A 24076-nucleotide genomic window follows, 5' to 3' on the forward strand; every position below is an offset into this window, starting at 1 on the left:
ACGATATTTCATAGCGAAACGCCATTATGCGTCATCAACGACATATCGAGCGCCATCAGCTGCCCTACTACCTGAAGGTGTTCAACAGCATCACCGACAAACCGATGGGTTACCTGGGCAACGTGTCGCTGGATGGGCTGCTCCTGATCAGCCAGCTGCCGATGCTGGTGGGTGGACGCTTCGAGATGCGCCTGAAGATTCCCGGACATGACGGCAAGCTGCAGCTGATTGAATTCGCCGCCACCTGCCAGTGGTGCCGCGAGGACGTCAATCCGGGCAACTACGATTCGGGCTTCAGCCTGACGGCGCCGCCGATGGAGTACGTCGAGCTGGTCGACGCGCTGCGCCGTTATTTCAGTTTTCGCCGGCAGGTGGAGTCGGTCTGAAGCGCAGGACGCGCTGACCGATCTGCACGGTGTGGGACGCCACGGAGTCGGCGTCCGGTTGTGGCCCACGGATAGAACCTGTTCAGAATCTCGCCGAGCGCAGCCCGGGTTAGGCGGGATCAGGTAAAAAAGCGCAGTTTACGCCTGCTAAATGAGCATTTTCCCCTGATTCCAACGCCACTTGGGCCAGCGCAGGCAGATTATGGACAGGTTCTACAGCGCGCCAGCCTTCTTCCAGCCTAGATAACGGCTGATCAGTTCCGGCCCCAGCTGGCTCGGCCGCGTGTCGAGTACCGGCACGCCATGGGCCGCCAGTTTCTCGTGCAGCCCCGCGCGGGCGTTCAGGTAATCCACCGCGCCGCAGTAGCCCAGGGCTTGCTCGAAACTTTCCACCGGCGCCTGGCGCAGGCGGTCCAGTACTTCCTCGCGCAGGCTCGCGACCAGCACGCGGTGCTGGCGCCCGAGGCGTTTCACCGCGGCCACCAGTTCCTCGTCATCCTCGTCGCGCAGGTTGGTCACTATCACTACCAGCGCGCGGCGGCGTTGGCGCGTGAGCACCGCCTGCACGGCGGCGGGGAAGTCTGCCGGGCGCTGGCTGCTGCGCAGGTCGTAGACGCTGTTGAGCAGGGCGGTGAGCTGGGCGCTGCCCTTGGCCGGTGGCAGATGGCGCGGCTGGTCGCCGGCAAAGGTCATCAGGCCCACCGCGTCGCCCTGGCGTAGCGCGACGTAGGCCAGCAGCAGGCTGGCGTTGAGCGAATGGTCGAAGTGCGAAAGGTCGCCGTCGTGGCTGCGCATGCGCCGGCCACAGTCGAGCAGGAAGAGAATCTGCTGGTCGCGTTCGTCCTGGTACTCGCGGGCGATGGGCGTGCGTTTGCGCGCGGTGGCCTTCCAGTCGATCTGCCGCAGGGTGTCGCCGTCGCGAAATTCACGCAGCTGGTGGAAATCCAGGCCCAGCCCGCGGCGCTGCCCGGCGCGCACGCCGATGCGGTTGAGCCAGTGGTCCACGGCCATCAGCTCGGCGCCGTAGAGGCGGGCGAAGTCCGGGTAGACGCGGGTTTCGTCGCGCTGTTCCAGGTAGCGCCGGCCCTTCCAGAGGCGCAGCGGGCTGGACAGTTCGATCTCGCAGCGCTGGAAGACGAAATGCCCACGGGACAGCGGGCGCGCGCGGTAACCCAGCTCGGTCTGCTCGCCGGGGTGCAACTCCACGGTCTGCGGCAGGTATTCGAAGTCCATGCCGGCGGGCAGGTGGTCGAACACCGTGATGCGTTGTGGCTGTGCGTAGCGATGATGGAATTGCAGGCGCACCTCGCTCCAGCGGCCCAGCGGCAGGTTGCCGTTCAGCTGGCGGCGCAGCTCGGGCGATGGCGTGCGGCGTAGCCAGAGGGCATCGGCCAGCGCCAGCAGGGCCAGCGCGCAGAGCGCACCCCACCAGAGACGACCGAGCAGCGCCGAGCCTGAGTCCAGAGCGTCGGCGGCGCCCAGGGCGATCGCGATCGCCAGCAGGACGCCGAGCAGCGCGAGGAGCGCGCGCGATGGCTTCATACGCGCGGCGCCGGTACCTGGTCGAGCAGCTGTTGCAGCACCTGGTCGACCGACAGGCCTTCGATCTCCAGTTCCGGCGACAGTCGCACGCGATGGCGCAGCACGGCCAGGGCGCTGCCCTTGACGTCGTCCGGAATCACGAAATCGCCGCTGCGCAGCAGCGCGCGGGCGCGGGCGCAACGCACCAGGGCGATGGATGCGCGCGGCCCGGCGCCCAGCGCCAGGCCCGGCCAGTTACGGGTGGTACGGGCGATGCGCACGGCGTAGTCGAGCACCTGGTCGTCGATGGGCAGGTCGGCGGCGATCTTCTGCAGGGCCAGCACGTCCTTGTCCTTGAGCAGGGCGCGCATCGGCGCCACGTCGAGCATGTCGCTGCGCGCGGAACGGGTGACCTGGCGCACCAGGGTCTGCTCCTCGGCTTCCAGCGGATAGTCGATGCGCAGCTTGAGCATGAAGCGGTCGAGCTCGGCTTCGGGCAGCGGGTAGGTGCCTTCCTGCTCGATGGGGTTCTGCGTCGCCAGCACCATGAACGGCTGCGGCACGGCCAAGGCGCGGCCCTCGAGGGTGACCTGGCGCTCCTGCATCACTTCCAGCAGCGCGGCCTGGGTCTTGGCCGGGGCGCGGTTGATCTCGTCCGCCAGCAGCAGGTGGGTGAACACCGGGCCCTTGCGCAGCTTGAACTGCTCGGTGGCCAGGTCGTACACGGCGTGGCCGGTGACGTCGCTGGGCATCAGGTCGGGAGTGAACTGGATGCGCGCGAAGCCGCCGTCGAAGCAGCGGGCGAGGGCGCGCACCAGCAGGGTCTTGCCCAGGCCGGGGACGCCTTCGATAAGCACGTGGCCACCGGCGAGCAGGGCGGTGAGTACATCGTCGATCACCTCCTGCTGGCCGATCAGGGCCTTCTGCAGTTCGTGGCGCAGCGCCTGGGCCAGCTGGCTGGCGCGCTGGCGCTGGGCGCCCGGGTTGGGGGCGGTGCCGGCGGTGGTGCCGGGCTGTTCGGGCGTCTGTTCGCTCATAGGGCATTCCTGAGGCTTTGCAGGTGCGCGACCTGGCGGGTGAATTCGGCGACGGCCATGCGCTTTGGCGGATAGGGGCGCATGGCCTGGCTGATGGCGCTGACCGACATGCGCGTCATGCGGCCCAGAGCTTGCCATTGTTCGGCGACCGGCAGGCGGTCGAAGCCGGGCTGGCGCTGCCGCGCCCGGCGCATCACGTCACGTTGCAGGCCCTGCAGCAGGGCGAGCTGGCCGCGCTGGCGGAGAATGAAATCAGCGCAGGCGCGCAGGTGTTCTTCCAGTTGCCGGCGGCTGCGATCCGGGTTGGGCTGCAGCGGGCCCTGGCGCAGGCCGTTGCGCCAGAGCACCAGGACCAGCAGCAGGACGGCGGCCAGCAGTGCCTGGGGGAAGTAGCGCATCAGCAGGGTCATCAGGCTGGTGCCGTCGGCGCGGTAGACCAGCGTGACGGCGCTGTCCTGGGTCAGGTACCAGAGCAGCCAGGCGTTGTCGTAGGCGTCGAGTTCGCCGTTCTGCCAGATCCAGTTGTCGGTGAGTACGGTGATCAGCCCCTGGCCCTGCTGCAGTTGCAGCAGGTGGGTGGAGTCGGCGCTGTTGGCCCAGGCGTAGGCGAGGTTCTTCGAGTCGAACAGGTGGTAGTCGGTGTCGAAGTCGAAGTAGGCCGGGGCCTTCTCGTTCTCCAGGTAGAGCTTGGTCAGGTTCGGGTAAGGGTCTGTTTCCGTCGCCTCGTTGTCGTGGGCGCTGGAGGCCTGGTCCGGATGTTCTTCTTCCACTTCCGGCTTGGTGGCTTCGTCCTGCTTCTGGTCTTCGGACGCCTCTGCGGACTTCTCGTCGGTCGGAGTGGATTTCTCCTCCTCCTTGTCCTTCAGGTCGGAGGTGAGGAATTGCTGCACGCCCAGCTGATCCAGCAGCGCGTCGCCGCTCTTGCCTTCGTCTTCATCCCACAGGCTCTCGGCGGTGACGATGAGGTGGCCGCCGCGATTGGCCCAGTCGAGTAGCCGCGCGTTCTGTGCTGGCGTGACGTTCTCGCGGGTGCCCAGCAGGATCAAGGTCTGGCCCTTGCTCGGCAACTGGTCCAGCACTTCCATGCCGCGCGCGGTGGTGACGTGGATGCCGCGACCGCGCAGGTACATTTCGGCGGCGAGATAGGGATTGGCACGGGCCTCCGGGGAGGCGCCGTGCTCGACGGTCTCGGTGTAGGGCTCGAGGTTGCGGTACAGGTAGTAGCCGATGCCGCCGAGCACGAGCAGGACGAGCAGCACCAGCAGGGCGATGTTGCCGCGCTTCATGCCCGCACCTCGCTGCCGAACAGGTGGCGCCATTCGCCGCACAGCTGCTGCTTGAGTTCCGCCTGCGGCGCGCGGTGGCCGTAGGCGAGCGCCTGCCACTGCTGGGTCAGGCTGCGGGCGAAGTTGTCCAGCGGCGGATCATTGAGGTCAGCCACGCGGACCAGGACTTCGCCTTCGGTGGTCGACTCGCGTAGCGGCACGCGGAAGTCGTGCAGCAGGCGGCTGAGCAGGGCGCGGTAGAGCAAGCCGAGCGCGGCGCGGGGCTGTTCGTCCCACAGGCGTTCGGCTTCGCTGGCGACGTCGCTGGGCAGGGTTTCCGGCGCCAGGTCCAGCCCGAACAGCACACTGGGCGCTTCGCGGCGCGGCTTCTGCGGCAGGCCGATGCGCCCGACGAACAGCCGCAGCCATTCGCGGTAGCGCCAGATGACCAGGGCGACGACGGTGAACAGAATGCCCCAGAGCAGCACTTCGATGCCTTGCGCGGCGAACTTGAAGGCCTTCCAGTTTCCCAGCGCCTCGAAGAAGCTCTTCAGCCGCTTGGCCTCGTCCGGGTCGGCCGGCTTCGGGTCTTTCTTGTCTTCGTGCAGCCGCCAGCTGGTGACCTTCTCGCTGTTCTTGAAGGGCGGCGCGGTGAGGATCTTTCCCGCGGCGCCGCGGGAGTCCTCGCTGTTGAGTTTCTGCTGGGTCAGGCGCGCGCCCTGCGGGCCGTCGGGATTCTGGTCAGGCAGCGGGCAACTCTGGCTGGCCTTGCTGCCGGTTTCCGAACCGGCAGCCAGCGCGTCGTTGGCCGGCAGCAGGGCGAAGATGCCGGCCACGACCAGCAGCAGGGCGTAGGCGCTGCCGATCAGGCGCTGGCGCAGGCGGCGGAACACCAGTTCGATGTCCCAGGCTTCCAGCTCGGTGCGGCGATTGAGGTAGAGGGTAAAGCCGCAGGCGACGTACACCGGTTCCCAGACGATCAGCAGCAACGCGTAGATCAGGTTGCTGACGTGCTCCAGCCACGCCCAGTCGCCCTGCGCCACGCTGATCAGCGACTGCCATTTCCAGTCGTCCACCCACTGCTGCGGCAGCATCAGGTACATCAGTGCGGAAAGGCCCAGCCACAACGCCAGTTCGAAATGCATGCCGACAATGGTCAGCCAGGTGGCGCCGCCGGCATTGCGCTGGCCGAGCACGACCAGACGCTGGCTGCGCGCCTGGCCCTTGAGGCCTTCGAGTTGCAGCACCGGCAGGTCGAAGCTGCGCGTCGGGCTCAGCCGGCGCCAGAGCAGGCTGGGCAGCAGTTGCGACTTGAGCAGGCCGGGGAAGGCCCGCAGCGCTTCCTTGAGCGTCGGCGTATCGCCGAACAGCGAGCGCGACAGGATGTACAGCGGCAGGCGCTCGAAGGCGGGCTTGAGCCACCAGAAGATCAGCACCGCCCAGCTGGAGTAGTTCCACAGCAGCACGGAGAGCAGCACGAACACCGGCAGGGTGACGATCGCCCAGCTGGCCATCAGCAGGCCGGCGTGACGGCGCGCCAGCAGGATGCCGAGGTCCAGCGCCTCCCAGGCACTGCGCGGGCGGATGGCGACGCTGGCGTCAGTCAGGCGCATGGCGACCCCGTCCGGCCAGGAGGAAATAGCTGCCCACCAGCAGCCACAGGCAGGCGCCGACGATGTACTTCACGGTCGCCGAGAAGTGCGTGACGGAGGACCAGTAGCCCTCGACGAACGCGGCGATCAGCAACATCAGGATCACTCCGCCGATCAGTTGCACGGCGCGGGCGGCGGCCTGGCGCAAGGCTTCAAGGCGGCTCAGGCGGCCGGGGGAGAGCAGCGCCCAGCCGAGCTTGAGGCCGGCGGCACCGGCGAAGGTGATCGCAGTCAGTTCGAAGGCTCCGTGGCCGATGACGAAGGACCAGAAGGTCTCGATGTAGCCGATCTGGGTCAGGTGGCCGGCTACCGTGCCGATCACCACGCCGTTGAACAGCAGGAAGAACAGGGTGCCGACGCAGAAGAGCAGGCCACTGGCGAAGGTCTGAAAGGCGATGCCGATGTTGTTCATGATGTAGTGGCCGAACATCTTCCAGTCATCGCCGGCGTCGCGCGTGCTCATCGGCCCCAGGCGCGTGGTGTCCGGCGAGTACATCGACTCCATCTCGGACACCCGCTCCGGCGCCATGACGCTGTAGACCAGGTCGGGGAAGTGATAGACCAGCACGCCCATCAGCAGCAGGCTGCCGTAGAACAGCAGGCTGGCGATGGCGATGCAGCGCCATTCCTGACGCACCAGACGCGGGAAGCCGGCGACCAGGAAGCCGAGGATGCGTGCGCCCAGGTGGCTGCGGTGGCGGTAGAACTGCTGGTGCCCGCGCATGGCGAGCTGCTGCAACTGGTCGATCAGGTGGCTGCTGTAGCCGCGCTCCTGGGCGAGAGCGAGCTGCTGGCAGATGCGTCGGTAGTCGGCGGCGAATTCCTCGGGCTTCTCGCTTGATTCCTGGCGCTTGCCGGTTTCCAGTTGCTCAAGGCGCTTGGCGAAACGCTTCCAGCTGCCCTGGTGACGCTGTTCGAAGAAGGCCTGCTTCATGGGTGGCCCGTCCCGTTGCCCAGCAGGCCGCTGGCGATGCGGTTCAGGCGTGCTTCGGCCTGCTCGGGCGCAATGCCCAGCGGTTGCGCGAGGATGGCGGCCAGCTCTTCACGGCGCGCCGCCGAAAGCTGTGTGCCACGTTCGGCGAAGCTCATCAGGGCGCGTTGCTCTTCCAGGTTCAGGGGCCAGGGTGCAAGTTCGGGCGTGGTCTGCGGCACCTGCGGGCGGCTCGGCGGCGGATCACGGTAGATCACCAGGGTGCCGGCGGCGAGGTCGCCCAGGCGCTTGAATGCGGAGTTGGACAGGCAACTGAGCAGCCCCAGTGTGTAGGCGAACGGCAGGATGTCGGCGAAGCGCAGCAGATTGCGCAACAGTGAGGCGGACCAGCCGATTGGTGTGCCGTCGTCATGCACCACGCGCAGGCCCATCATCTGCTTGCCGGGCGAGCGGCCCTGGTTGAGCACTTCGAAGAGCACCATGTACCACCAGGTCATGATGAAGGTGAGGATCAGCCCCAGCCCGGTGCCCAGCTCGCCGAGGAAGGCCAGCAGCATGAACAGCGCGACCATCAGCAGGACGCGGATGCCCAGGTCGATCAGGTAGGCGAGGGCGCGGGGGACGACACCGGCGGGACGCAGCAGCAGGTCGATGCCTTCCGGGGTCTCCACGTGGTAGCGGGTATCCAGGACGGGCGCGTGGGGCGACGCGTTGGAGGAAGGGGCTGCTGGGCTCAAGGGAAACCGCTGTCGATGACGTAGGTGCCAGATGCTAGCCAGCGCGGTGCGGCGAGGCAACCGCGCTGGCAGGCTCAGGCCGATTTGATCACTTGGCCGGCGGCAGCACGCCGAAGATGGTGCGGTAGAGCACGCCGATGGCGACGATCAGCCACGGCAACACCCAGATCAGCGCAATGCCCAGGGTCAGAGTGCTGAGCATGAACAGCAGACCGAACACCAGCAGCAGGCCGAAGACCTTGAACCAGTGCTGGGTAATGGCCTTGCGCGAGACTTCCATCGCCGCCCAGGGCGACAGGCCGCGCTCGACCACCAGCGGGATGGCGAGCATGTAGGCGATGCTCAGGTAGATGCCCGGCAGCACGAAGAGGAAGTAGCCGATGAAGATCATGATGGTGCTCAGCAGCACGCAGACCACCACCTGGAAGGTGCGGCCGAAGTGGCTGAAGACTTCGTTGAAACGCAGCGGCTGGTCGGCCGCGCGGCGGATGCCGAGCATATTCACGCCGGCCAGCAGCGGGTAGCAGACGGCGGTGGCGACGAAGCTCAGGACGATGGAGCCGATGAAGAACGCGACCAGGGCGCCGACCGCCATGCCGCCGGCGGCTTCGCTGTCGCCGAGCAGGCCCATGCCGGCGATCCCGGCGACGCCGACCACGGTGAGGAACAGGCTGAGCACGTTGACCAGGGCGAAGATTGCCGCATAGAAGACCACGAAGCCGCCGATGATCAGGCCCTTGGCGCCTTTGGTGCGGCGCCAGGATTCGCCCAGCAGGTCGCCAATGCCGAAGTTGTAGCCGCGGGTCAGGGCCTCGACGATAGAGGGCACTGCGCCCTGGGCGGCGCCCGGTTCGAGGTTGCTCAGCGGAGCGCTGTAGGGATTTTGTGCAGCGATGTCTTGCATGAGGAAAGTCCTTTCCAGTGGGTGTCCTTGCGACGCCCATCATAAAGGCGGGGGCTGGCGAGGTGCCAGCGAGGCGTTTTGGAAGTGTGGTCGGCCGCACTGTTAGACTGCGACGCACTCGCTTGCAGGCAAGGAAAAACGATGAACGCCAGCATCTTCTGGTACGACTACGAAACCACCGGTATCGACCCGCGCCGCGACCGCCCGCTGCAGGTGGCCGGCATCCGCACGGACGAGGACCTCAACGAGATCGGCGAATCGCTGAACCTCTATTGCCGGCCCAGCGACGATATCCTTCCGCACCCGGCCGCCTGCCTGGTCACCGGCATCACCCCGGATCGCCTGGAGGAACGCGGTCTGGGCGAAGCCGAATTCATGACCCGCCTGCACGCCGAACTGGCGCAGCCGGGTACCTGCGTGGCGGGCTACAACAGCCTGCGCTTCGACGATGAGGTGACGCGCTACAGCCTGTACCGCAACTTCTTCGATCCCTACGCCCGTGAGTGGCAGGGCGGCAATAGCCGCTGGGACCTGATCGACATGGTGCGTACCGCCTACGCTCTGCGCCCCGAAGGCATCGTATGGCCCGAGCAGGACGGCGTCGTCAGCCTCAAGCTGGAACGCCTCACCGCGGCCAACGGCATCGAGCACGGGCAGGCGCACGACGCGCTGTCCGACGTGCGCGCCACCATCGCCCTGGCGCGGCTGGTGCGTGACCGCCAGCCCAAGCTCTACGACTACCTCTATCGCCTGCGCGGCAAGCAGGGCGTGCTGGACCAGGTGCGCGTACTGCAGCCGATGGTGCATATCTCCGGCATGTTCTCCGGGGCGCGGCATTACCTGTCCGTGGTGCTGCCGCTGGGCTGGCATCCGCGCAACCGCAATGCATTGATCGTCTGCGACCTGGCTGCCGATGTTTCGCCCTTGCTGGAGCTGGATGCGGAAACCCTGCGCAAGCGCCTCTACACGCGTCGTGACGAGCTGGCCGAGGGCGAACTGCCGGTGCCGCTGAAGCTTCTGCACATCAACAAATGTCCGGTGGTGGCGCCGCTGTCCGTACTGCGCCCGCAGGATCGTGAGCGCATCGGCCTGGACCTCGAGGCTTGTCTGGCGGCGGGGCGGACACTGGCCGATGCGAAGGCAATCTGGCAGGACAAACTCGCGCCCTTGTATGCCGAGGAAAGTTTCGCCGGCAGTGAAGATCCCGAGCAGCAGTTGTATGACGGATTTATCGGCGACCGTGATCGCCGATTGTGCGAGCAGGTGCGCCAGGCCGACCCTGCGCGGTTGGCGAAAGAACAATGGCCGTTCGATGATGCGCGACTTCCCGAACTGCTCTTCCGTTATCGCGCGCGCAATTTCCCGGAAACTTTGAGTGCCACGGAACAGCAACAATGGCAGGACTTTTGCCGTGCACGCCTGAGTCAGGCCGAGTGGGGCGCGCCGAATACTCTGGATAACTTTGCCGCGGCAATGAGCGAACAACTGGTCAATGCCACGCCGGCCGGCCGTCTGGTGCTGCAAGAGTGGGACAAGTATGCGCAGGTGCTGCGCGCGCGCTATAGCCTGTAGCGCCGCGCACTTTTCTACGGGCAATAAAAAACGCCAGCGCAAGGCTGGCGTTTTTCATGGCGGAAAGGCTCAGCCCAGCAGTGTGGCCCAGCCTTCTACGGCCTCGGCGCCCCACTTGGCTTTCCATTCCTTGAGGGTCTTGTGATTGCCGCCCTTGGTTTCGATCACTTCACCGTTGTGCGGGTTCTTGTACTGCTTGACCTTGCGAGCACGCTTGCTCACGGTGGCTTTTGCGGCACGCGGCGATTTGCTCAGCTTCGCGTCCGGATCGAGCAGGGCAATGACATCACGCAGGGACTTGCCGTAGCTGGCCATGAGTGCGCGAAGTTTCTCTTCGAACTCAAGCTCTTTCTTCAGCTTGTCGTCCTGCTCCAGGGATTTCAGGCGCTCCTGAAGTTCCTTGATGGCTTCTTCGGTAGCGCGGTACTCGTTGATCAGCGACATGTTGGGTACCTTGTTCTGGGTCCAGCGGTGGCGGAAAGTTTGTAGCAGACATAATAGTCAGCGAAGTTGTTCAAGTAAATGCTTGGGAAAAGTTTTGTCGGTAATTGTCGACTTGTTTAACTAGTTCATTCGTCGGTAATTAATCGCAGCACTCGCAATGCATCGAACTGGCTCTCGTCGGCGCACCGCGGCAATGGCTGATCTTTTCCCCTCGAGCCGCTAGAATGGCGGCCTTCGCGATGTATCTGGAGTACACCCATGCGCACTTTCCGACTGGTGATCGCCTGCCCCGACGGGGTCGGCATCGTCGCCAAGGTGAGTAATTTCCTGGCCACTTACAACGGCTGGATCACCGAGGCCAGTCACCATTCCGACAACGACAACGGCTGGTTCTTCATGCGGCATGAGATTCGTGCCGACTCCCTGCCGTTCGATATCGACGGTTTCCGCCAGGCCTTCGCACCGATTGCCCGCGAGTTCTCCATGGAGTGGCGTATCACCGACTCCTCGGTGAAGAAGCGCGTCGTGCTGATGGCCAGCCGCGAATCGCACTGCCTGGCGGACCTGCTGCACCGCTGGCACAGCGGCGAGCTGGACTGCGAGATTCCTTGCGTGATCGCCAACCACGATGACCTGCGCAGCATGGTGGAGTGGCACGGCATTCCGTACTTCCACGTCCCGGTGGACCCGAAGAACAAACAGCCGGCCTTCGAGCAGGTGTCGCGCCTGATCGACGAGCACCAGGCCGACAACGTGGTGCTGGCGCGCTACATGCAGATCCTGCCGCCGGACCTGTGCCAGAAGTACCGCCACCAGGTGATCAACATCCACCACAGCTTCCTACCGTCCTTCGTTGGTGCCAAGCCGTACCACCAGGCGTCGCTGCGTGGCGTGAAGCTGATCGGTGCGACCTGCCACTACGTGACCGAGGAGCTGGACGCCGGCCCGATCATCGAGCAGGACGTAGTGCGCATCAGCCACCGCGACAACATCGAAGACCTGGTACGCCTGGGCAAGGACGTGGAGAAACTGGTGCTGGCCCGCGGCCTGCGCTACCACCTGGAAGACCGCGTGCTGGTGCACGACAACAAGACCGTGGTATTCGACTGATCCACCCGGTTTCGTTCTAGACTGGGTACTCCGCATGCTCCCGCCGTCGCCTGACGGCAGGCGCTGCGCTCAACGGAGATGGTCAGCATGAGTGACCCGAAGAGCCCCGGCACCGCCACCCCGCCGCCCACCCTGGGCGAAGGCTGTACCAGCCGCTACGATCCCGAAGCCCTGAGCGACGAGGACGGCACCGAGTTTCCCGGCGCCGCTGAACTCTGGGATTCACTCAGACCAAAGGCGCCGTCCGAAGACGACAAGCCTTCCGGCGACTGATCCTCAGGCGCTTTCCCGCAGCCCCATCAGCTTGCGCAACAACGGCCGGCCCGCCATCAGGGCAAACACTGGCGCGCCCATCACCAGGTAGAAGTAGTAGGTCACCACGCGCCAGATCAGGATCGCTGCGGCTGCCGTGGACTTGCCCACCAGCGGGGCGAGCAGCGCGGCGCTGGTCAGCTCCGTGCCGCCGGCGCCTCCCGGCAGTAGCGTGGCGAGACCCGCGGCCAGCGACAGCAACTGGATCAGGAAGGCCCAGGCCCAGTGCAGGTCCACGCCCAGCGCCTTGAGGGTGATGTAGAGCACCGAGAAGCGCAGCACCCAGTGGCAGCAGGTGAAGAAGAAGATCAGCAGCAGCCGGCGCTTGGGCTGGCGCAGGCAGCTCACCAGGGTGTCGCGGAAGTGCAGGCATTTGCGCGCCCAGTGCAGGCGTGTGCGCGGTTTCATCCCCAGGCGCTCGAACAGCCGGCCGTTGGCCTTGATCACCCGGCGCTGGAAGCGCGCGAGCAGTACCACGCCGAAGAAGATCCCGCCCAGCAGCACGCCGCTGGTGATCAGCGACGTCTCCAGGTTCGGACTGACGCTGTGTGACAGCGCCCACACCAGCACCGCCGCGAGTGCGCAGAGGAAGAACAGCAGGTCGCTCAACTGGTCCACGGCGAAGATCGCGCTGCTGTGCGCCGGGCGCATGCCGTGGCGGGCGAGCAGGGCCATCAGGGTGAGCGGGCCGCCGGTGCCGCCGGGGGTGGCGTAGAAGGCGAACTCCGAGGCCATGATGATGCCCACCGAGCGCACCTTGCCGATCTCGCCGGCGCGGCCATTGAGCAGCACCCGCAGCTTCTGCGCGTTGATCAGCCAGCACAGGCAGATCATGCCGAACATGATCAGCAACTGGTCGCGGGGGAAGGCCAGGACATGCTCGAGCATCTCCCGGCCGCCGATGGCGAGGGGGATCAGCGAGGCGCCGATCAGGCCGAGCAGCAGCCACGCGGCACGATTCACGGGCGCACCTGCGACGGGAAAAACGGGGCGAGCGAGGCGAAGCGGATGGGGAGTGCCTCCTGTCGGGATCGAACTGTCATGCTGAGTGGACCGTGATCGGCATGCTGCGTTCGCCTGACTTTGTGTGGGCGGGGCGCCGCCGCGAGGCGGCGCCCGGGGCTCACTCGGCGGGTTTGTCGGCCGCAGAGTCGCCGGCGCCCTGTTCCAGCGCCTTGTTTTCCCAGCCTTCTTCGCCGGGCAGGATCAGGTTCAGCAGGATGGCGACGATGGCGCACAGGGCGATGCCCTTCAGGCCGAAGTCGTCCGGGCCGGTGCCGGTGCCGATCAGCACGCCGCCGATGCCGAACACCAGGGTGACCGAGACGATGCACAGGTTGCGCGCCTGGGACAGGTCCACCTTGTGGCGGATCAGGGTGTTCATGCCCACCGAGGCGATGGTGCCGAACAGCAGGCAGAGGATGCCGCCCATCACCGGTACCGGGATGCTTTGCAGGATGGCGCCGAACTTGCCGACGAAGGCCAGGCTGATGGCGAACACCGCCGCCCAGGTCATGATCTTCGGGTTGTAGTTCTTGGTCAGCATCACCGCGCCGGTGACTTCGGCATAGGTGGTGTTCGGCGGGCCGCCGAACAGGCCGGCAGCGGAGGTGGCAATGCCGTCGCCCAGCAGCGTGCGGTGCAGGCCCGGGGTCTTCAGGTAGTTCTTGCCGGTCACGCCGCCCACGGCGATAACGCCGCCGATGTGCTCGATGGCCGGGGCCAGCGCCACCGGAACGATGAACAGGATGGCCTGCCAGTTGAATTCCGGGGCGGTGAACTTCGGCAGCTCCAGCCAGGGCGCAGCGACGATCTTCGCCACGTCGACCACGCCGAAGGCGAAGGAAAGGCCGTAGCCCACCAGCACGCCAGCGATGATCGGCACCAGGCGCAGCATGCCCTTGCCGAACACGGCGACGATCAGGGTGGTCAGCAGCGCCGGCATGGAGATGAACATGGCGGTCTTGTAGGGGATCAGCTCGGTGCCGTCTCCGGCCTTGCCCATCGCCATGTTGGCGGCGATGGGAGCCATGGCCAGGCCGATGGAGATGATCACCGGGCCGATGACCACCGGCGGCAGCAGGCGGTCGATGAAGCCAGTGCCCTTGACCTTCACCGCCAGGCCCAGGAAGGTGTAGACGAAGCCCGCCGCCACCACGCCGCCCATGGTCGCCGCCAGGCCGAACTGGCCCTTGGCGAGGATGATCGGGGTGATGAAGGCGAAGCTTGAGGCCAGGAACACCGGCACCTGGCGGCCGGTGACAATCTGGAACATCAGGGTGCCGAAGCCGGCAGTGAACAGCGCGACGTTCGGGTCCAGGCCGGTGATCAGCGGCATCAGCACCAGCGCGCCGAAGGCCACGAAGAGCATCTGTGCGCCAGAGATGATCTGGCGCCACAGCGGTTCGTTGAATTCATCGGCCATCTATCAGGTTTCCTTCTGCTTGGTGCCGAAGATCTTGTCACCGGCATCGCCCAGGCCCGGCATGATGTAGCCATTCTCGTTCAGGCACTGGTCGATGGAAGCGGTCAGGATGAGCACGTCCGGATGCGCATCGTTGACTGCCTTGATCCCTTCGGGAGCGGCCACCAGCACCATGGCGCGGATGTCCTTGCTGCCGGCTTTCTTGAGCAGGTCGATGGTGGCGACCATGGAGCCGCCGGTTGCCAGCATCGGGTCGATGATCAGCGAGCGGCGCTCGGCGATGTCCGGCGCGAGCTTTTCCAGGTAGGTGTGCGCTTCGAGGGTTTCCTCGTTGCGCGCCACGCCCACGGCGCTGACCTTGGCTCCCGGAATCAGGCTGAGCACGCCGTCGAGCATGCCGATGCCGGCGCGCAGGATCGGCACCACGGTGATCTTCTTGCCGGCGATCTTCTCGACCTGCACCGGGCCGGCCCAGCCTTCGATCTCGTAGTTTTCCAGGGGCAGATCCTTGGTCGCCTCGTAGGTCAGCAGGGCGCCCACTTCCTGGGCCAGCTCGCGGAAATTCTTGGTACTGATATCGTGACGGCGCATCAGTCCGATCTTGTGGCGGATCAGGGGATGGCGGATCTCGAGGACGGGCATGGATGGGTTCTCCGGACGGGCTGGCAAAAAAATTGCGGTAGCGTAATGCATCCTAGCTACCTTGGGCCACGATTGTCGGCGACATCCGTCCGCTGACCCTTGCTCCGTGGCACGCCGATAGGTACCTTTGCGCACTTTTTCACGGGAGAACCCCCATGTCCGTCGATCTCGCGCACATCCGCCAAGTCATGGCCGAAGCCGACTGCCTGTACACCAACGCCGAGGTAGAGGCCGCCATCGCCCGTGTGGCCGAGGCCATCAACGGCTCGCTGGCCGACACCAACCCGGTGGTGTTCTGCGTGATGAACGGTGGCCTGATCTTCTCCGGCAAGCTGCTTCCGCTGCTGAATTTCCCGCTGGAAGCCTCCTACCTGCATGCGACCCGTTACCGCAACGAGACCACCGGCGGCGAGCTGTTCTGGAAGGCCAAGCCGGAAATCTCCTTCATCGACCGCGAAGTGCTGATCATCGACGACATCCTCGACGAAGGGCACACCCTCTCGGCGATCATGGACTTCTGCAAGCATGCCGGCGCCAAGCGTGTGCACACCGCCGTGCTGATCGACAAGGACCACGACCGCAAGGCCCGTCCGGACCTGAAGGCCGACTACGTGGGCCTGTCCTGCATCGACCGCTACATCTTCGGCTACGGCATGGACTACAAGGGTTACTGGCGTAACGCCGCCGGTATCTTCGCCGTAAAAGGTCTCTGACGATGGGCGGGCCGCGTTTTCTCGACAGTGCGCTGTTCGACGAGGTCGCGGCCCGTGCTGCCGCCAGCCCCCGGCGCCGGCAGAACCACAACTTCCATGAGCAGACCGAGCCCTGCCATCGCCTGCTCAATGCGCTGCAACCCGACAGCTACATCCCGCCGCATTGCCACCGTCACCCGGACAAGGCCGAAAGCCTGCTGGTCGTGAAAGGCGCGCTGGGCCTGCTGATCTTTTCCGATAACGGCGAGTTGCTGACTACCCGCGTGCTGCGTGCCGGTGGCGACTGCGTCGGTGCGGACCTGCCGCCGGGTACCTTCCACGCCATCGTGGCGCTGGAGCCGGACAGCATCATGTTCGAAGCCAAGGCCGGCCCCTTCGTGCCGCTGAGCGAGGACGAGCGCGGGCAATGGGCGCCGCGCGAGGGTGAGACGGGCGCCGCCGAGTACCTGGACTGGATGCGTTCGCAGTTCCCAGCCTGATTCGAGAGGACGCCCGACGGGCGCGATTCGCGGGCATGGCCCGCACCTACACATCGAGTTATATCGATGCATGCATGGGCTGACTCGCATTTTTGCCGATGCATGCCCCGCCTATCCTGCGACCCTCACCAGACAACCGTCCGAGGTTCGCATGTCCCGTCTCCTTTATATCGATGGCCAATGGCAGCCCGCCGACAGCGGTGCCGTCCTGCGCCCGATCGCTCCCGCTACCCGTGAAGCGCTGCCGGAAGTCGCCTGCGCCGGTGTGTCCGACGTGGAGCGCGCCGTCGCTGCCGCCAAGCGCGCCTTCACTGACTGGAAGCTGACCAGCGCCGCCCAGCGCGCGGGCTACCTGCGCGCCTTCGCCGAACAGCTCGAAGCCCGCAGCGAAGCGCTGATCGCCCTGCAGATGCAGGCCAGCGGCAAGCCGCGCCTGGAAGCGGAAATCGATATCGGCGATGCCATTGCCACCTTCGCCTACTACGCCGAACTGGCCGACCAACTGGACGCCCGGCAGAACGCCGAGGTGGCCCTGCCGGACGCCGGCTACCGTTCGCAGACCCGCTTCGAGCCGATTGGCGTGGTTGGCCTGATCGTGCCCTGGAACTTCCCATTGGTGACCAGCGCCTGGAAAGTCGCGCCGGCCCTGGCGGCGGGCTGTACCGTGGTGCTCAAACCCTCGGAGATCACTCCGCTGATCGAGCTGGTGCTGGGCGAGATCGCCGACGCCATCGGCCTGCCCGCCGGCGTGCTGAACCTGGTGCCGGGCCTGGCCGATGCCGGCGCAGCGCTGTGCAGCCATCCGGGCATCGCCAAGCTGTCCTTCACCGGCAGCAACGTCGTCGGCCGCAAGGTCATGGAAGCTGCTGCCGCGCGCACCCTGCCGGTGGGCCTGGAACTGGGCGGCAAGTCGCCGATCCTGGTGTTCGAGGACTGCGACCTGGACCAGGCCGTGCAGTGGATCATCGCCGGCGTCTACTGGAACGCCGGGCAGATGTGCTCCGCCACCTCGCGCCTGCTGGTGCAGGAATCCATCGCCGAGCCGCTGCTGGCGAAGCTGAAGGTCGCGGTGGAAGGCCTGCGCGTCGGTGACTCGCTGCTCGGCGAGACCGACATGGGCCCGATGACCAGCCAAGCGCAGTACCGCAAGGTGCTCGACTACTTCGCGGTGGCTCGCGACGAAGGCCTGGCCTGCCTGACCGGCGGCGAAGCAGCCGAGGGCTGGTTCATCCAGCCGACCGTGTACACCGACGTACCGGCTGACAGCCGCCTGTGGCGCGAGGAAATCTTCGGCCCGGTGCTGTGCGTGCGCACCTTCAGTGATGAAGCGGATGCACTGCGTCAGGCCAACGACAGCGATTTCGCCCTGGCCGCCACCGTGTGCAGCGCCGATCTCGAGCGCGCCCAGCGTGTCGCCGAGTGCCTGGAGGCTGGCAACGTCTGGCTGAACTCGCCGCAAGTGGTATTCCCGCAGACCTCCTGGGGCGGAGGCAAGCGCAGTGGCATCGGCCGCGAGCTGGGGCCGTGGGGCCTGTCGGCGTTCTTCGACATCAAGCACATCACCGCGCCGCGCTGACCGGCGCCACCCCGTGCTCCAGGCGCAGGTCCTCGACCAGCGCCTGGAGCGCTTCGTTGTGCCCCGGCTCGTCGCGCACCACCAGGCTGTGGGTGATGCCGTAACCGAGGCTGTCCGGCAGCAGCGCGCGCATCTCACCCTGTTCCACCCAGCGTTCGGCGTAGTGCGTGGGCAGGTAGCCCAGATGAGTGCCGCCGCGCACGGCGTGGAGCACCGCCTCCATGTGCTGGGCGAAGGCCGTGCTGCGTTGCGGGTCGGCGGGCAACTGTACGTCGGCCACCGCATAGCCGTGCTGGATCCAGTCGCAGCTTTCCAGCTCTGCGGCGTCTTTCACTGACCGGTCGAACAACGGATGCTCGCGCCCGCAGAACACCGCCACCCGCTCGTGGTACAGCGGCTCATAGCGCAGGTTCGGCAGGCGCCGGCTGAAGCAGGCGATGGCCAGGTGAAGGCGGCCGCTGAGCACCAGACGCTCCAGCTCGCTGGATGATTCGATGAGGAAGTGCAGGCGCACGTCCTGGTCGCGGTGGTTGAAGCGCGCCAGGGTCTGGTGGATGCGGGCGTCGGGAAGGGTGGCAATGTTGTCGGCCAGCCCCAGGTGCAGCTCACCGACCAGGCGCCCGGCGAGTGACTGCACCTGATCGCGGAAGTCGCCCAGCGCGGCGAACAGGCTCTGCGCATAGTCCAGTACCCGCTCGCCTTTCTCGGTGAGGCGGAAGCCGCTCTTGCCGCGTTCGCACAGGCGATAGCCCAGGCGCGTCTCCAGGCTGGCGATGTGCGTGCTGATGGTCGACTGGCCCATGCCCAGTTCGCCCTGCGCGGCGGAGAACCCGCCGCAGCGCACCACGCAGGCGAAGATGCGCAGCAGGCGCAGGTCGAGGTCGGAGACGTTGTGCAGCATGGCGGGTTTCGATTCGTGAAGGACGATGTGTCGAGGGTATTGCTTCGAAGGCTATCAATGTATCGCTGCGCTTGCCACGTGTGCCTGTCGTGCCGCTTGGGGCGCATGCTAGAGTGCCTGGCCCTGTCCCGCGGAGGTGATGATGTCCATTCGCATGCCGGGCGCCGCGTTGGCGCTGCTGTTCTGCCTTCCTCTTGGCTTTGCCCCCTGCGTTTCTGGAGAGGCCGTTGCCGCGCCGATGCACAGCCAGTTCCTGCCGCCGGACGACGCCGGTCTGCGCCAGGGCGAGCCGGAGCAGCAGCAACTGCTGCAGGTCACTGAATACAGCGTGGTGCTGGGCAACCAGCGGCAGTCCAACCAGCAGCCGATCCCGATCACCACGCCGTCGCTGCTGCGCCTGAAGGGCAAGCCGCTGAACAAGGGAGCGCAGATCAGCCAGGTCGTCATCAGCTTCGACGCCGAGGGCAAGAGCCTGAAGAAGCCGGCCTACGACGAGAAGTCCCGCGTGCTCAGCCTGTATTACCCGCAGGCGGCTTATCCACAATTGCTCGACCTGCTGCGCAACGGCACCGTCTACGTGCAGTTCCTCACCTACGGCAACGGCCATATCTGGGCCGACCTGCACACCGGCGCCATTCGCACGCGTTGAGCCGCGCACGGCGCAGGGTTAAACTGCCCGACCCGTGGTGCCCGGCCTGAGCCGTTGCCGGCCGCGATCCCCGAGACAGCCGTAGAGAGAAGCGAGCGATGCGTAAAGACAAGAAGCAGGTGATTGGCGAAGAGATCAACGACGACGCCATCAAGCTGTTCCTCGACGTGGAACCGGCCGATGACACCCCGGCGTCCCTGCACAAGCTGGTCAAGGCCTACCGCGGCCTGCGCATCGACGACTTCGAGCGCTTCGTCGGCTTCTTCGTCGAAGCCGGTTACGACCTGTCCGCCAAGGATGCCCAGGGCCAGGACTTCATCGCCCTGATCCAGAACCAGCGCCAGGCCGAGCCTTACATCGAGGTGATCAAGGCCGCTCGCGGCTGATCGCTGCGAACCGCTGAAAAGCCCGCCTTGTGCGGGCTTTTTTGTTCGCGAGTTCAGCAGGGAAACTCGAAGTAGGATGGCGTGGAGCGCAGCGATACCCATCACTTCCGAGCTGCGGACCGCATGGGTATCGCTGCGCTCCACCCATCCTACGAACAGACTCGCCGGACACCTCCGCGAATCCCCGCCTAGACTTTCCCTCAGAACGATAACGACAAGGCGAGGACGAAGCCGTGCAAGTACAGCCCTATCTGTTTTTCCATGGTCGCGCCGAAGAGGCCATTGCCTTCTACCAACACGCAGTGGGTGCTCAGCTGGGGGCGCTGATGCGCTACGAGGAGGCGCCCGGCCCCTCGCCGGTGCCCGATGGCTGGCTGGACAAGGTGATGCACGCCAGCCTGCAGATCGGCGAGACGGAAGTCTTCCTGTCCGATGGCCGCGGCGAGCACAACGCAGCTTTCAATGGTTTCTCCCTGCACCTGACGCTGCGCAGCGTGGTGGCGGCGGAGCAGGCATTTGCCGCCCTGGCGGAGGAGGGGCGGGTGGAGATGCCGCTGGAGAAGACCTTCTGGGCGCAGCGCTTCGGCATGCTTACCGACCGTTTCGGCGTCGGCTGGATGATCAGCTGCCATTGACCGCTTCCGAACACAGAAACGAAAAAGCCCGCCGGACGGCGGGCTTTTTCATGAGTGCGGCACTCAGGACGCGGCGACGATCTGCAGACGGTCGGCGGTCATCTGGTTGACTTCGCGGTACACCGCGGCGTCGGTTTCCAGCTGCTTTTCGCGGGCCGGGAAGATCTCCTTGAGCTTCGCGGTCCACTCGGCCGACTTGTAGCGCTCGGGGAAGCAGCGCTCCAGCAGACCCAGCATGATCGACACGGTGACCGATGCACCCGGCGAGGCACCGAGAAGGGCGGCGATGCTGCCGTCCTGGGCCGCCACCAGTTCGGTACCGAACTGCAGGATGCCGCCTTTCTTCGGGTCCTTCTTGATGATCTGCACGCGCTGGCCAGCGGTTTCGAGGCGCCAGTCGGCCGGGTTCAGTTCCGGGTAGAACTTGCGCAGGGCTTCGATGCGCTGGTCCATGGACTGCATGACTTCCTTCACCAGGTAGCGGGTGAGGTCCATGTTGTCGCGGGCCACGGCGAGCATCGGCAGCAGGTTGCTGGTGCGCACCGAGAGCGGCAGGTCGAGGAACGAACCGTGGCGCAGGAACTTGGTGGAGAAGCCGGCGTACGGGCCGAACAGCAGGGAGGTCTTGCCCTCGACCACGCGGGTGTCCAGGTGCGGTACGGACATCGGCGGGGCGCCCACTTCGGCCTGGCTGTAGACCTTGGCCTGGTGGTGCTTGACCACTTCCGGGTTGTCGCAACGCAGCCACTGGCCGCTCACCGGGAAGCCGCCGAAGCCTTTGCTTTCCGGGATGCCGGACATCTGCAGCAGCGGCAGCGCGCCGCCGCCAGCGCCGAGGAAGACGAACTTCGCCTTGACCTTGCGGGCATCGCCGGTCTGGGTGTTCTTGATGTCCACCAGCCAGCCGTCGCCGGAGCGCTCGAGACCCACGACCTTCTGGAAGTAGCGGACTTCGCTGCCTTCGCGGCTGGAGAGGTAGCTCAGCAGTTGGTTGGTCAGGGCGCCGAAGTTGACGTCGGTGCCGCTTTCCACGCGGGTCATCGCGACCTGCTCGTCGGCCGGGCGGCCGGGAATGGTCAGCGGGGCCCAGTCGGCGATCTTCGCGCGGTCCTCGGTGTATTCCATCGAGGAGAAGGCATGGTGCTGGGCGAGCATCTCATGGCGCTTCTTCAGGAACGGAATGTCCTTGCCACGCACGAAGCTCATGTGCGGAACGGGATTGATGAAGTTGCGCGGTGCGCCGAAGGCGTCCTTCCCGGTCAGGTAGGCCCAGAACTGCTTGGACACCTCGAACTGGGCGTTGATGTTCACCGCCTTCTTGATGTCGATCGAGCCGTCAGCCGCCTGCGGGGTGTAGTTCAGCTCGCAGAGGCCGGCGTGACCGGTACCGGCGTTGTTCCACGGGTTGGAACTCTCGATGGCTCCGGATTCCTGAAGTTCGACGATCTCGAGCTTGACGCCGGGATCGACTTCCTTGAGCAGGACAGCCAGGGTTGCGCTCATGATGCCGGCGCCGACCAGCAGCACGTCCATCGATTCGATTTCGTTCTGCGCCATTAACGCGTCTCCAAAACTATCAGCAGCCAGTTGTGACTAGGGCCTTGCGCTCGTTGCGCGAAAGCCGCATGTCCGAATTCTTCTCAGGTCGCAAAGGACCTTTCGCGGAATGTCTCGGGCCGGGATCGGAGGAGGGGAAGTGCGCACCTTCTCGGCAGTCCTCGGCGGACGAATTCATCCGCAAGTGCATCCAAAAGTGGCGCTTATGCGCGGCTTCCGGTGCCGAAAAAGCGATTCAGTGCTGCGGGGTCAGACGTCAATGGTGCTACCAACGCAAAACTCTTCATTGCTCGCCACACTCTCGTGAAGTAGTGAAAAACCTTCGATCACGCTCTTTTGGAGGCGTGAAGCTCAAAGGGGATCGTCGTCGCGGGCCGGTCCGGTCTCCGTGCGGAGGGGGCGGCTGCATCCATGCCAAGTTCTGCGCAACGAACGTACAAAGCGCGACGGCCAGTGACCGAGGCGAGTGGCGACTCTCTTTGAGGGGTGGCAGAGGCGAGACACGGTGTGTCGGCATCGTGCGGGGCCCGACCAGGAGGCGTCCTTATAATCGGGGGGCGATTATAACGGCGAAACACAAAAAAAAGCTCTGCACCTTAGACTTTTTTCCTAGTGTCTACCCCTTGATTGACCATTTGTGCCCCCTCCCGGTGCGTCTTGCCTGCAGGTGGGTCAAGGCGGCCTATCGACGCGCGGCGAGGGAACCCTGAGAACGGGTTCCGCGTCCAATGGCCAAGCGCTATCTGACCGCGCTGCCCGCCGGTATACTGCCGGCCATCGCTTACCCCATGGAGAGATGAGCATGCTGCCTCGCCTGTTGCTCGGCTTTATCGCTGCCGCCAGCCTGACCTTGACCGGCTGCGCCCTCAGCCCGCAACAACTCAACCCGACGCCCGAGTTCAAGGGCCCGGTCGCCGCCGTTGGCCAGGGCCAGCCGGTGGTGGTGAAAGTCGTCGACGGTCGCCCGAGCACCGCGCTGGGTACCCGTGGTGGCCTGTACTCGGAAACCAGCCAGCTGACCGTGCGCAGCGAAGACGTAATCCCCAAGCTGCAGCTGCAGGCTGAAACCGCCGTGCGCCTGCTGGGCTTCACCCCGTCGGCCAACGCCTACAACGCGCCACAACTGACCCTGACCCTGGCCGAGCTGAAGTACCAGTCGCCCAAGGAGGGCATGTACGTCACCGAGGCCGACATCGGCGCCACTTTCCGCGCCGATGTGCAGAGCGGCACCCGTCGCTACAGCGGCCGCTACGGTGCCTCGACCAACCAGCGTTTCGGCATGGCGCCCAACCAGGCGACCAACACCAAGCTGGTGAGCGACGTGCTCAGCGACGCGCTGACCCGCGTGTTCAAGGACCCGACCATCGGCCAGACACTGAACCAGCGCTGATCGATCGGACATGAAAAAGCCCGCCGAATGGCGGGCTTTTTCATGGACGCTGGTCGGCGGCGATCAGGCGGCCTGGCGGTACGGGTCGACCTCGAACGAGCGCATGCGCTCGTCGGTTTCCGGCAGGTCCAGGTGCTCGTGGCCGCAGGCCTGGGTGTAGACCAGCCAGTGGTCGTCCTGGACGTTGAACGAGAGTTCGACGACCACGGCTTCGATTTCCTCGAGGTGTTCGATCAGGTAGGCGTTTTCGTGGGGGACGATGTCGAGCATGGCGAATCTCCTTGGCGAAAGACCGGGTTTGCAGAATTCGTTGAAGCCAGCAACGTGCCAGAACGCGGGAGAGGTCTTAGACCCTTTCTCGATAACTCTTACGCTCGTCGTAAATAAGCGTTGCGTGCTGGCTGCGATGGCGGCCCAGCGGATAAAATGCGCGTCGATTGTTTCTCATCCATGACGGGCCAAGCCCGTTCGTCCAGACTGACCCCGCTTTGCTTCGAAGTCGTTGGCGTGCAGTTCTGAAGCGGAGGTTGTGATGTCGCTGCAGGCGCTCTGGAGTCTTTTCCAGGCCCATCCCGGTCGTATCGTGAATGACCTGGCCTTGTTCTTCGCCCTGGCCGGAGGCTGGCTATTGCTGGCGACCCGCCGCCGCGAACGTCTCGCCCTGGCGCGCCTGGCCGCCGAGAGCGAAATTGCGCCGGTGCCGCTGGACAGTGTCGAGCCCACCGCGCGGATGAACCGCTTCTTCTACCGTTTCGGTTTCGCCTGCATGGCCCTGGCCGTGACGGTGAGCTGGTACAGCACCCGGCTCTGAGTCATCAGGGAATTGAAAAAGGCGCCCGAGGGCGCCTTTTT

The 24076-nt window shown here is 65.5% G+C and carries 26 protein-coding genes; 12 read left to right on the forward strand and 14 right to left on the reverse strand.

Features of this window, described 5'->3' with window-relative positions; all coding sequences use genetic code 11:
- The first annotated feature begins 26 nt into the window (after positions 1-26).
- Positions 27-386 (forward strand): PilZ domain-containing protein, encoded by a 360-nt coding sequence (locus tag IB256_RS00665; protein WP_081516319.1) that lies wholly within the window; start codon positions 27-29, stop codon positions 384-386.
- Positions 387-599: 213 nt separating this feature from the next.
- On the opposite strand, the gene IB256_RS00670 is transcribed toward IB256_RS00665, so the two are convergent.
- The 7 genes from IB256_RS00670 to IB256_RS00700 all read right to left on the reverse strand — a co-directional run bounded on the left by IB256_RS00670 (position 600) and on the right by IB256_RS00700 (position 8433).
- The gene (locus tag IB256_RS00670; protein ID WP_192401010.1) at positions 600-1928 is read right to left on the reverse strand and encodes a DUF58 domain-containing protein; all 1329 of its coding nucleotides are present in this window, start codon (positions 1926-1928) and stop codon (positions 600-602) included.
- Positions 1925-2944, reverse strand: coding sequence for an AAA family ATPase (locus IB256_RS00675; RefSeq protein WP_081516317.1), 1020 nt, complete (start codon positions 2942-2944; stop codon positions 1925-1927). Before IB256_RS00675 ends, IB256_RS00670 begins: the two co-directional genes overlap by 4 nt.
- On the reverse strand, positions 2941-4230 hold the full coding sequence (locus tag IB256_RS00680) for a DUF4350 domain-containing protein (protein ID WP_192401011.1): 1290 nt from the start codon (positions 4228-4230) through the stop codon (positions 2941-2943). The genes IB256_RS00675 and IB256_RS00680 overlap by 4 nt, the downstream gene beginning before the upstream one ends.
- The gene (locus IB256_RS00685) at positions 4227-5822 is read right to left on the reverse strand and encodes a DUF4129 domain-containing protein (RefSeq protein WP_192292172.1); all 1596 of its coding nucleotides are present in this window, start codon (positions 5820-5822) and stop codon (positions 4227-4229) included. Before IB256_RS00685 ends, IB256_RS00680 begins: the two co-directional genes overlap by 4 nt.
- Entirely contained in the window at positions 5809-6795 is a 987-nt protein-coding gene (locus IB256_RS00690) for a stage II sporulation protein M (RefSeq protein ID WP_192401012.1), read from the reverse strand. The genes IB256_RS00685 and IB256_RS00690 overlap by 14 nt, the downstream gene beginning before the upstream one ends.
- On the reverse strand, positions 6792-7529 hold the full coding sequence (locus tag IB256_RS00695) for an RDD family protein (protein ID WP_081516313.1): 738 nt from the start codon (positions 7527-7529) through the stop codon (positions 6792-6794). The genes IB256_RS00690 and IB256_RS00695 overlap by 4 nt, the downstream gene beginning before the upstream one ends.
- Before the next feature lie 88 nt (positions 7530-7617).
- On the reverse strand, positions 7618-8433 hold the full coding sequence (locus IB256_RS00700; RefSeq protein WP_192292167.1) for a hypothetical protein: 816 nt from the start codon (positions 8431-8433) through the stop codon (positions 7618-7620).
- 141 nt (positions 8434-8574) lie between these two features.
- On the opposite strand from IB256_RS00700, the gene sbcB reads away from it, so the two are divergent.
- Entirely contained in the window at positions 8575-10005 is a 1431-nt protein-coding gene (sbcB, locus tag IB256_RS00705) for an exodeoxyribonuclease I (RefSeq protein WP_192401013.1), read from the forward strand.
- A gap of 69 nt (positions 10006-10074) precedes the next feature.
- Here the strand turns inward: sbcB and mvaT are convergent, their stop codons facing one another.
- Entirely contained in the window at positions 10075-10449 is a 375-nt protein-coding gene (gene mvaT / locus IB256_RS00710) for a histone-like nucleoid-structuring protein MvaT (protein ID WP_045211008.1), read from the reverse strand.
- 258 nt (positions 10450-10707) lie between these two features.
- On the opposite strand from mvaT, the gene purU reads away from it, so the two are divergent.
- Positions 10708-11559 carry a formyltetrahydrofolate deformylase gene (gene purU / locus IB256_RS00715; protein WP_017519713.1) on the forward strand — a complete coding sequence of 284 codons (852 nt, stop codon included), beginning with the start codon at positions 10708-10710 and terminating at the stop codon, positions 11557-11559.
- 87 nt (positions 11560-11646) lie between these two features.
- Positions 11647-11832 (forward strand): hypothetical protein, encoded by a 186-nt coding sequence (locus IB256_RS00720; RefSeq protein WP_192292157.1) that lies wholly within the window; start codon positions 11647-11649, stop codon positions 11830-11832.
- A gap of 3 nt (positions 11833-11835) precedes the next feature.
- Here the strand turns inward: IB256_RS00720 and IB256_RS00725 are convergent, their stop codons facing one another.
- From IB256_RS00725 to upp, 3 genes are all read right to left on the reverse strand, one after another.
- The gene (locus IB256_RS00725) at positions 11836-12834 is read right to left on the reverse strand and encodes a lysylphosphatidylglycerol synthase transmembrane domain-containing protein (protein ID WP_192401014.1); all 999 of its coding nucleotides are present in this window, start codon (positions 12832-12834) and stop codon (positions 11836-11838) included.
- A 160-nt stretch (positions 12835-12994) separates the two neighbouring features.
- On the reverse strand, positions 12995-14296 hold the full coding sequence (locus tag IB256_RS00730) for a uracil-xanthine permease family protein (RefSeq protein ID WP_192401015.1): 1302 nt from the start codon (positions 14294-14296) through the stop codon (positions 12995-12997).
- A gap of 3 nt (positions 14297-14299) precedes the next feature.
- Positions 14300-14938: a uracil phosphoribosyltransferase gene (gene upp, locus IB256_RS00735; protein WP_081516307.1), complete on the reverse strand. Its 639-nt coding sequence runs from the start codon at positions 14936-14938 to the stop codon at positions 14300-14302.
- A 155-nt stretch (positions 14939-15093) separates the two neighbouring features.
- Between upp and IB256_RS00740 the strand changes: the two genes are divergently transcribed.
- The 3 genes from IB256_RS00740 to IB256_RS00750 all read left to right on the forward strand — a co-directional run bounded on the left by IB256_RS00740 (position 15094) and on the right by IB256_RS00750 (position 17706).
- Positions 15094-15651, forward strand: a complete 558-nt coding sequence (locus tag IB256_RS00740) for a hypoxanthine-guanine phosphoribosyltransferase (protein ID WP_017519718.1) — start codon at positions 15094-15096, stop codon at positions 15649-15651.
- Between the two features lie 2 nt (positions 15652-15653).
- Positions 15654-16130 carry a WbuC family cupin fold metalloprotein gene (locus IB256_RS00745; protein WP_192292151.1) on the forward strand — a complete coding sequence of 159 codons (477 nt, stop codon included), beginning with the start codon at positions 15654-15656 and terminating at the stop codon, positions 16128-16130.
- A 151-nt stretch (positions 16131-16281) separates the two neighbouring features.
- Complete coding sequence (locus IB256_RS00750; RefSeq protein ID WP_192401016.1) at positions 16282-17706, forward strand: aldehyde dehydrogenase family protein; 1425 nt, start codon at positions 16282-16284, stop codon at positions 17704-17706.
- On the opposite strand, the gene IB256_RS00755 is transcribed toward IB256_RS00750, so the two are convergent.
- Positions 17690-18607, reverse strand: coding sequence for a LysR family transcriptional regulator (locus IB256_RS00755; protein WP_192292145.1), 918 nt, complete (start codon positions 18605-18607; stop codon positions 17690-17692). The two genes, IB256_RS00750 and IB256_RS00755, sit on opposite strands and share 17 nt — an antisense overlap.
- A 142-nt stretch (positions 18608-18749) precedes the next feature.
- Between IB256_RS00755 and IB256_RS00760 the strand changes: the two genes are divergently transcribed.
- From IB256_RS00760 to IB256_RS00770, 3 genes are all read left to right on the forward strand, one after another.
- The gene (locus IB256_RS00760; RefSeq protein ID WP_192401017.1) at positions 18750-19256 is read left to right on the forward strand and encodes a hypothetical protein; all 507 of its coding nucleotides are present in this window, start codon (positions 18750-18752) and stop codon (positions 19254-19256) included.
- A gap of 98 nt (positions 19257-19354) precedes the next feature.
- Positions 19355-19642, forward strand: a complete 288-nt coding sequence (locus IB256_RS00765) for a PA4642 family protein (protein ID WP_192401018.1) — start codon at positions 19355-19357, stop codon at positions 19640-19642.
- 233 nt (positions 19643-19875) lie between these two features.
- On the forward strand, positions 19876-20277 hold the full coding sequence (locus IB256_RS00770) for a VOC family protein (protein WP_192401019.1): 402 nt from the start codon (positions 19876-19878) through the stop codon (positions 20275-20277).
- Between the two features lie 63 nt (positions 20278-20340).
- Here IB256_RS00770 and mqo read toward each other — a convergent pair whose 3' ends face one another.
- Positions 20341-21834, reverse strand: coding sequence for a malate dehydrogenase (quinone) (gene mqo, locus IB256_RS00775; protein ID WP_151188254.1), 1494 nt, complete (start codon positions 21832-21834; stop codon positions 20341-20343).
- 802 nt (positions 21835-22636) lie between these two features.
- On the opposite strand from mqo, the gene IB256_RS00780 reads away from it, so the two are divergent.
- Positions 22637-23224: a YajG family lipoprotein gene (locus IB256_RS00780; RefSeq protein ID WP_081516300.1), complete on the forward strand. Its 588-nt coding sequence runs from the start codon at positions 22637-22639 to the stop codon at positions 23222-23224.
- 63 nt (positions 23225-23287) lie between these two features.
- Here the strand turns inward: IB256_RS00780 and IB256_RS00785 are convergent, their stop codons facing one another.
- On the reverse strand, positions 23288-23494 hold the full coding sequence (locus IB256_RS00785; RefSeq protein WP_081516299.1) for a hypothetical protein: 207 nt from the start codon (positions 23492-23494) through the stop codon (positions 23288-23290).
- Between the two features lie 262 nt (positions 23495-23756).
- On the opposite strand from IB256_RS00785, the gene IB256_RS00790 reads away from it, so the two are divergent.
- A complete protein-coding gene (locus IB256_RS00790) occupies positions 23757-24035 on the forward strand; it encodes a hypothetical protein (protein ID WP_081516298.1) in 279 nt (92 codons plus the stop codon).
- Positions 24036-24076: the final 41 nt, after the last annotated feature.

Origin of the sequence: Pseudomonas sp. PDM17 (assembly GCF_014851985.1) — a bacterium.
Classification (GTDB): Bacteria; Pseudomonadota; Gammaproteobacteria; order Pseudomonadales; family Pseudomonadaceae; genus Pseudomonas.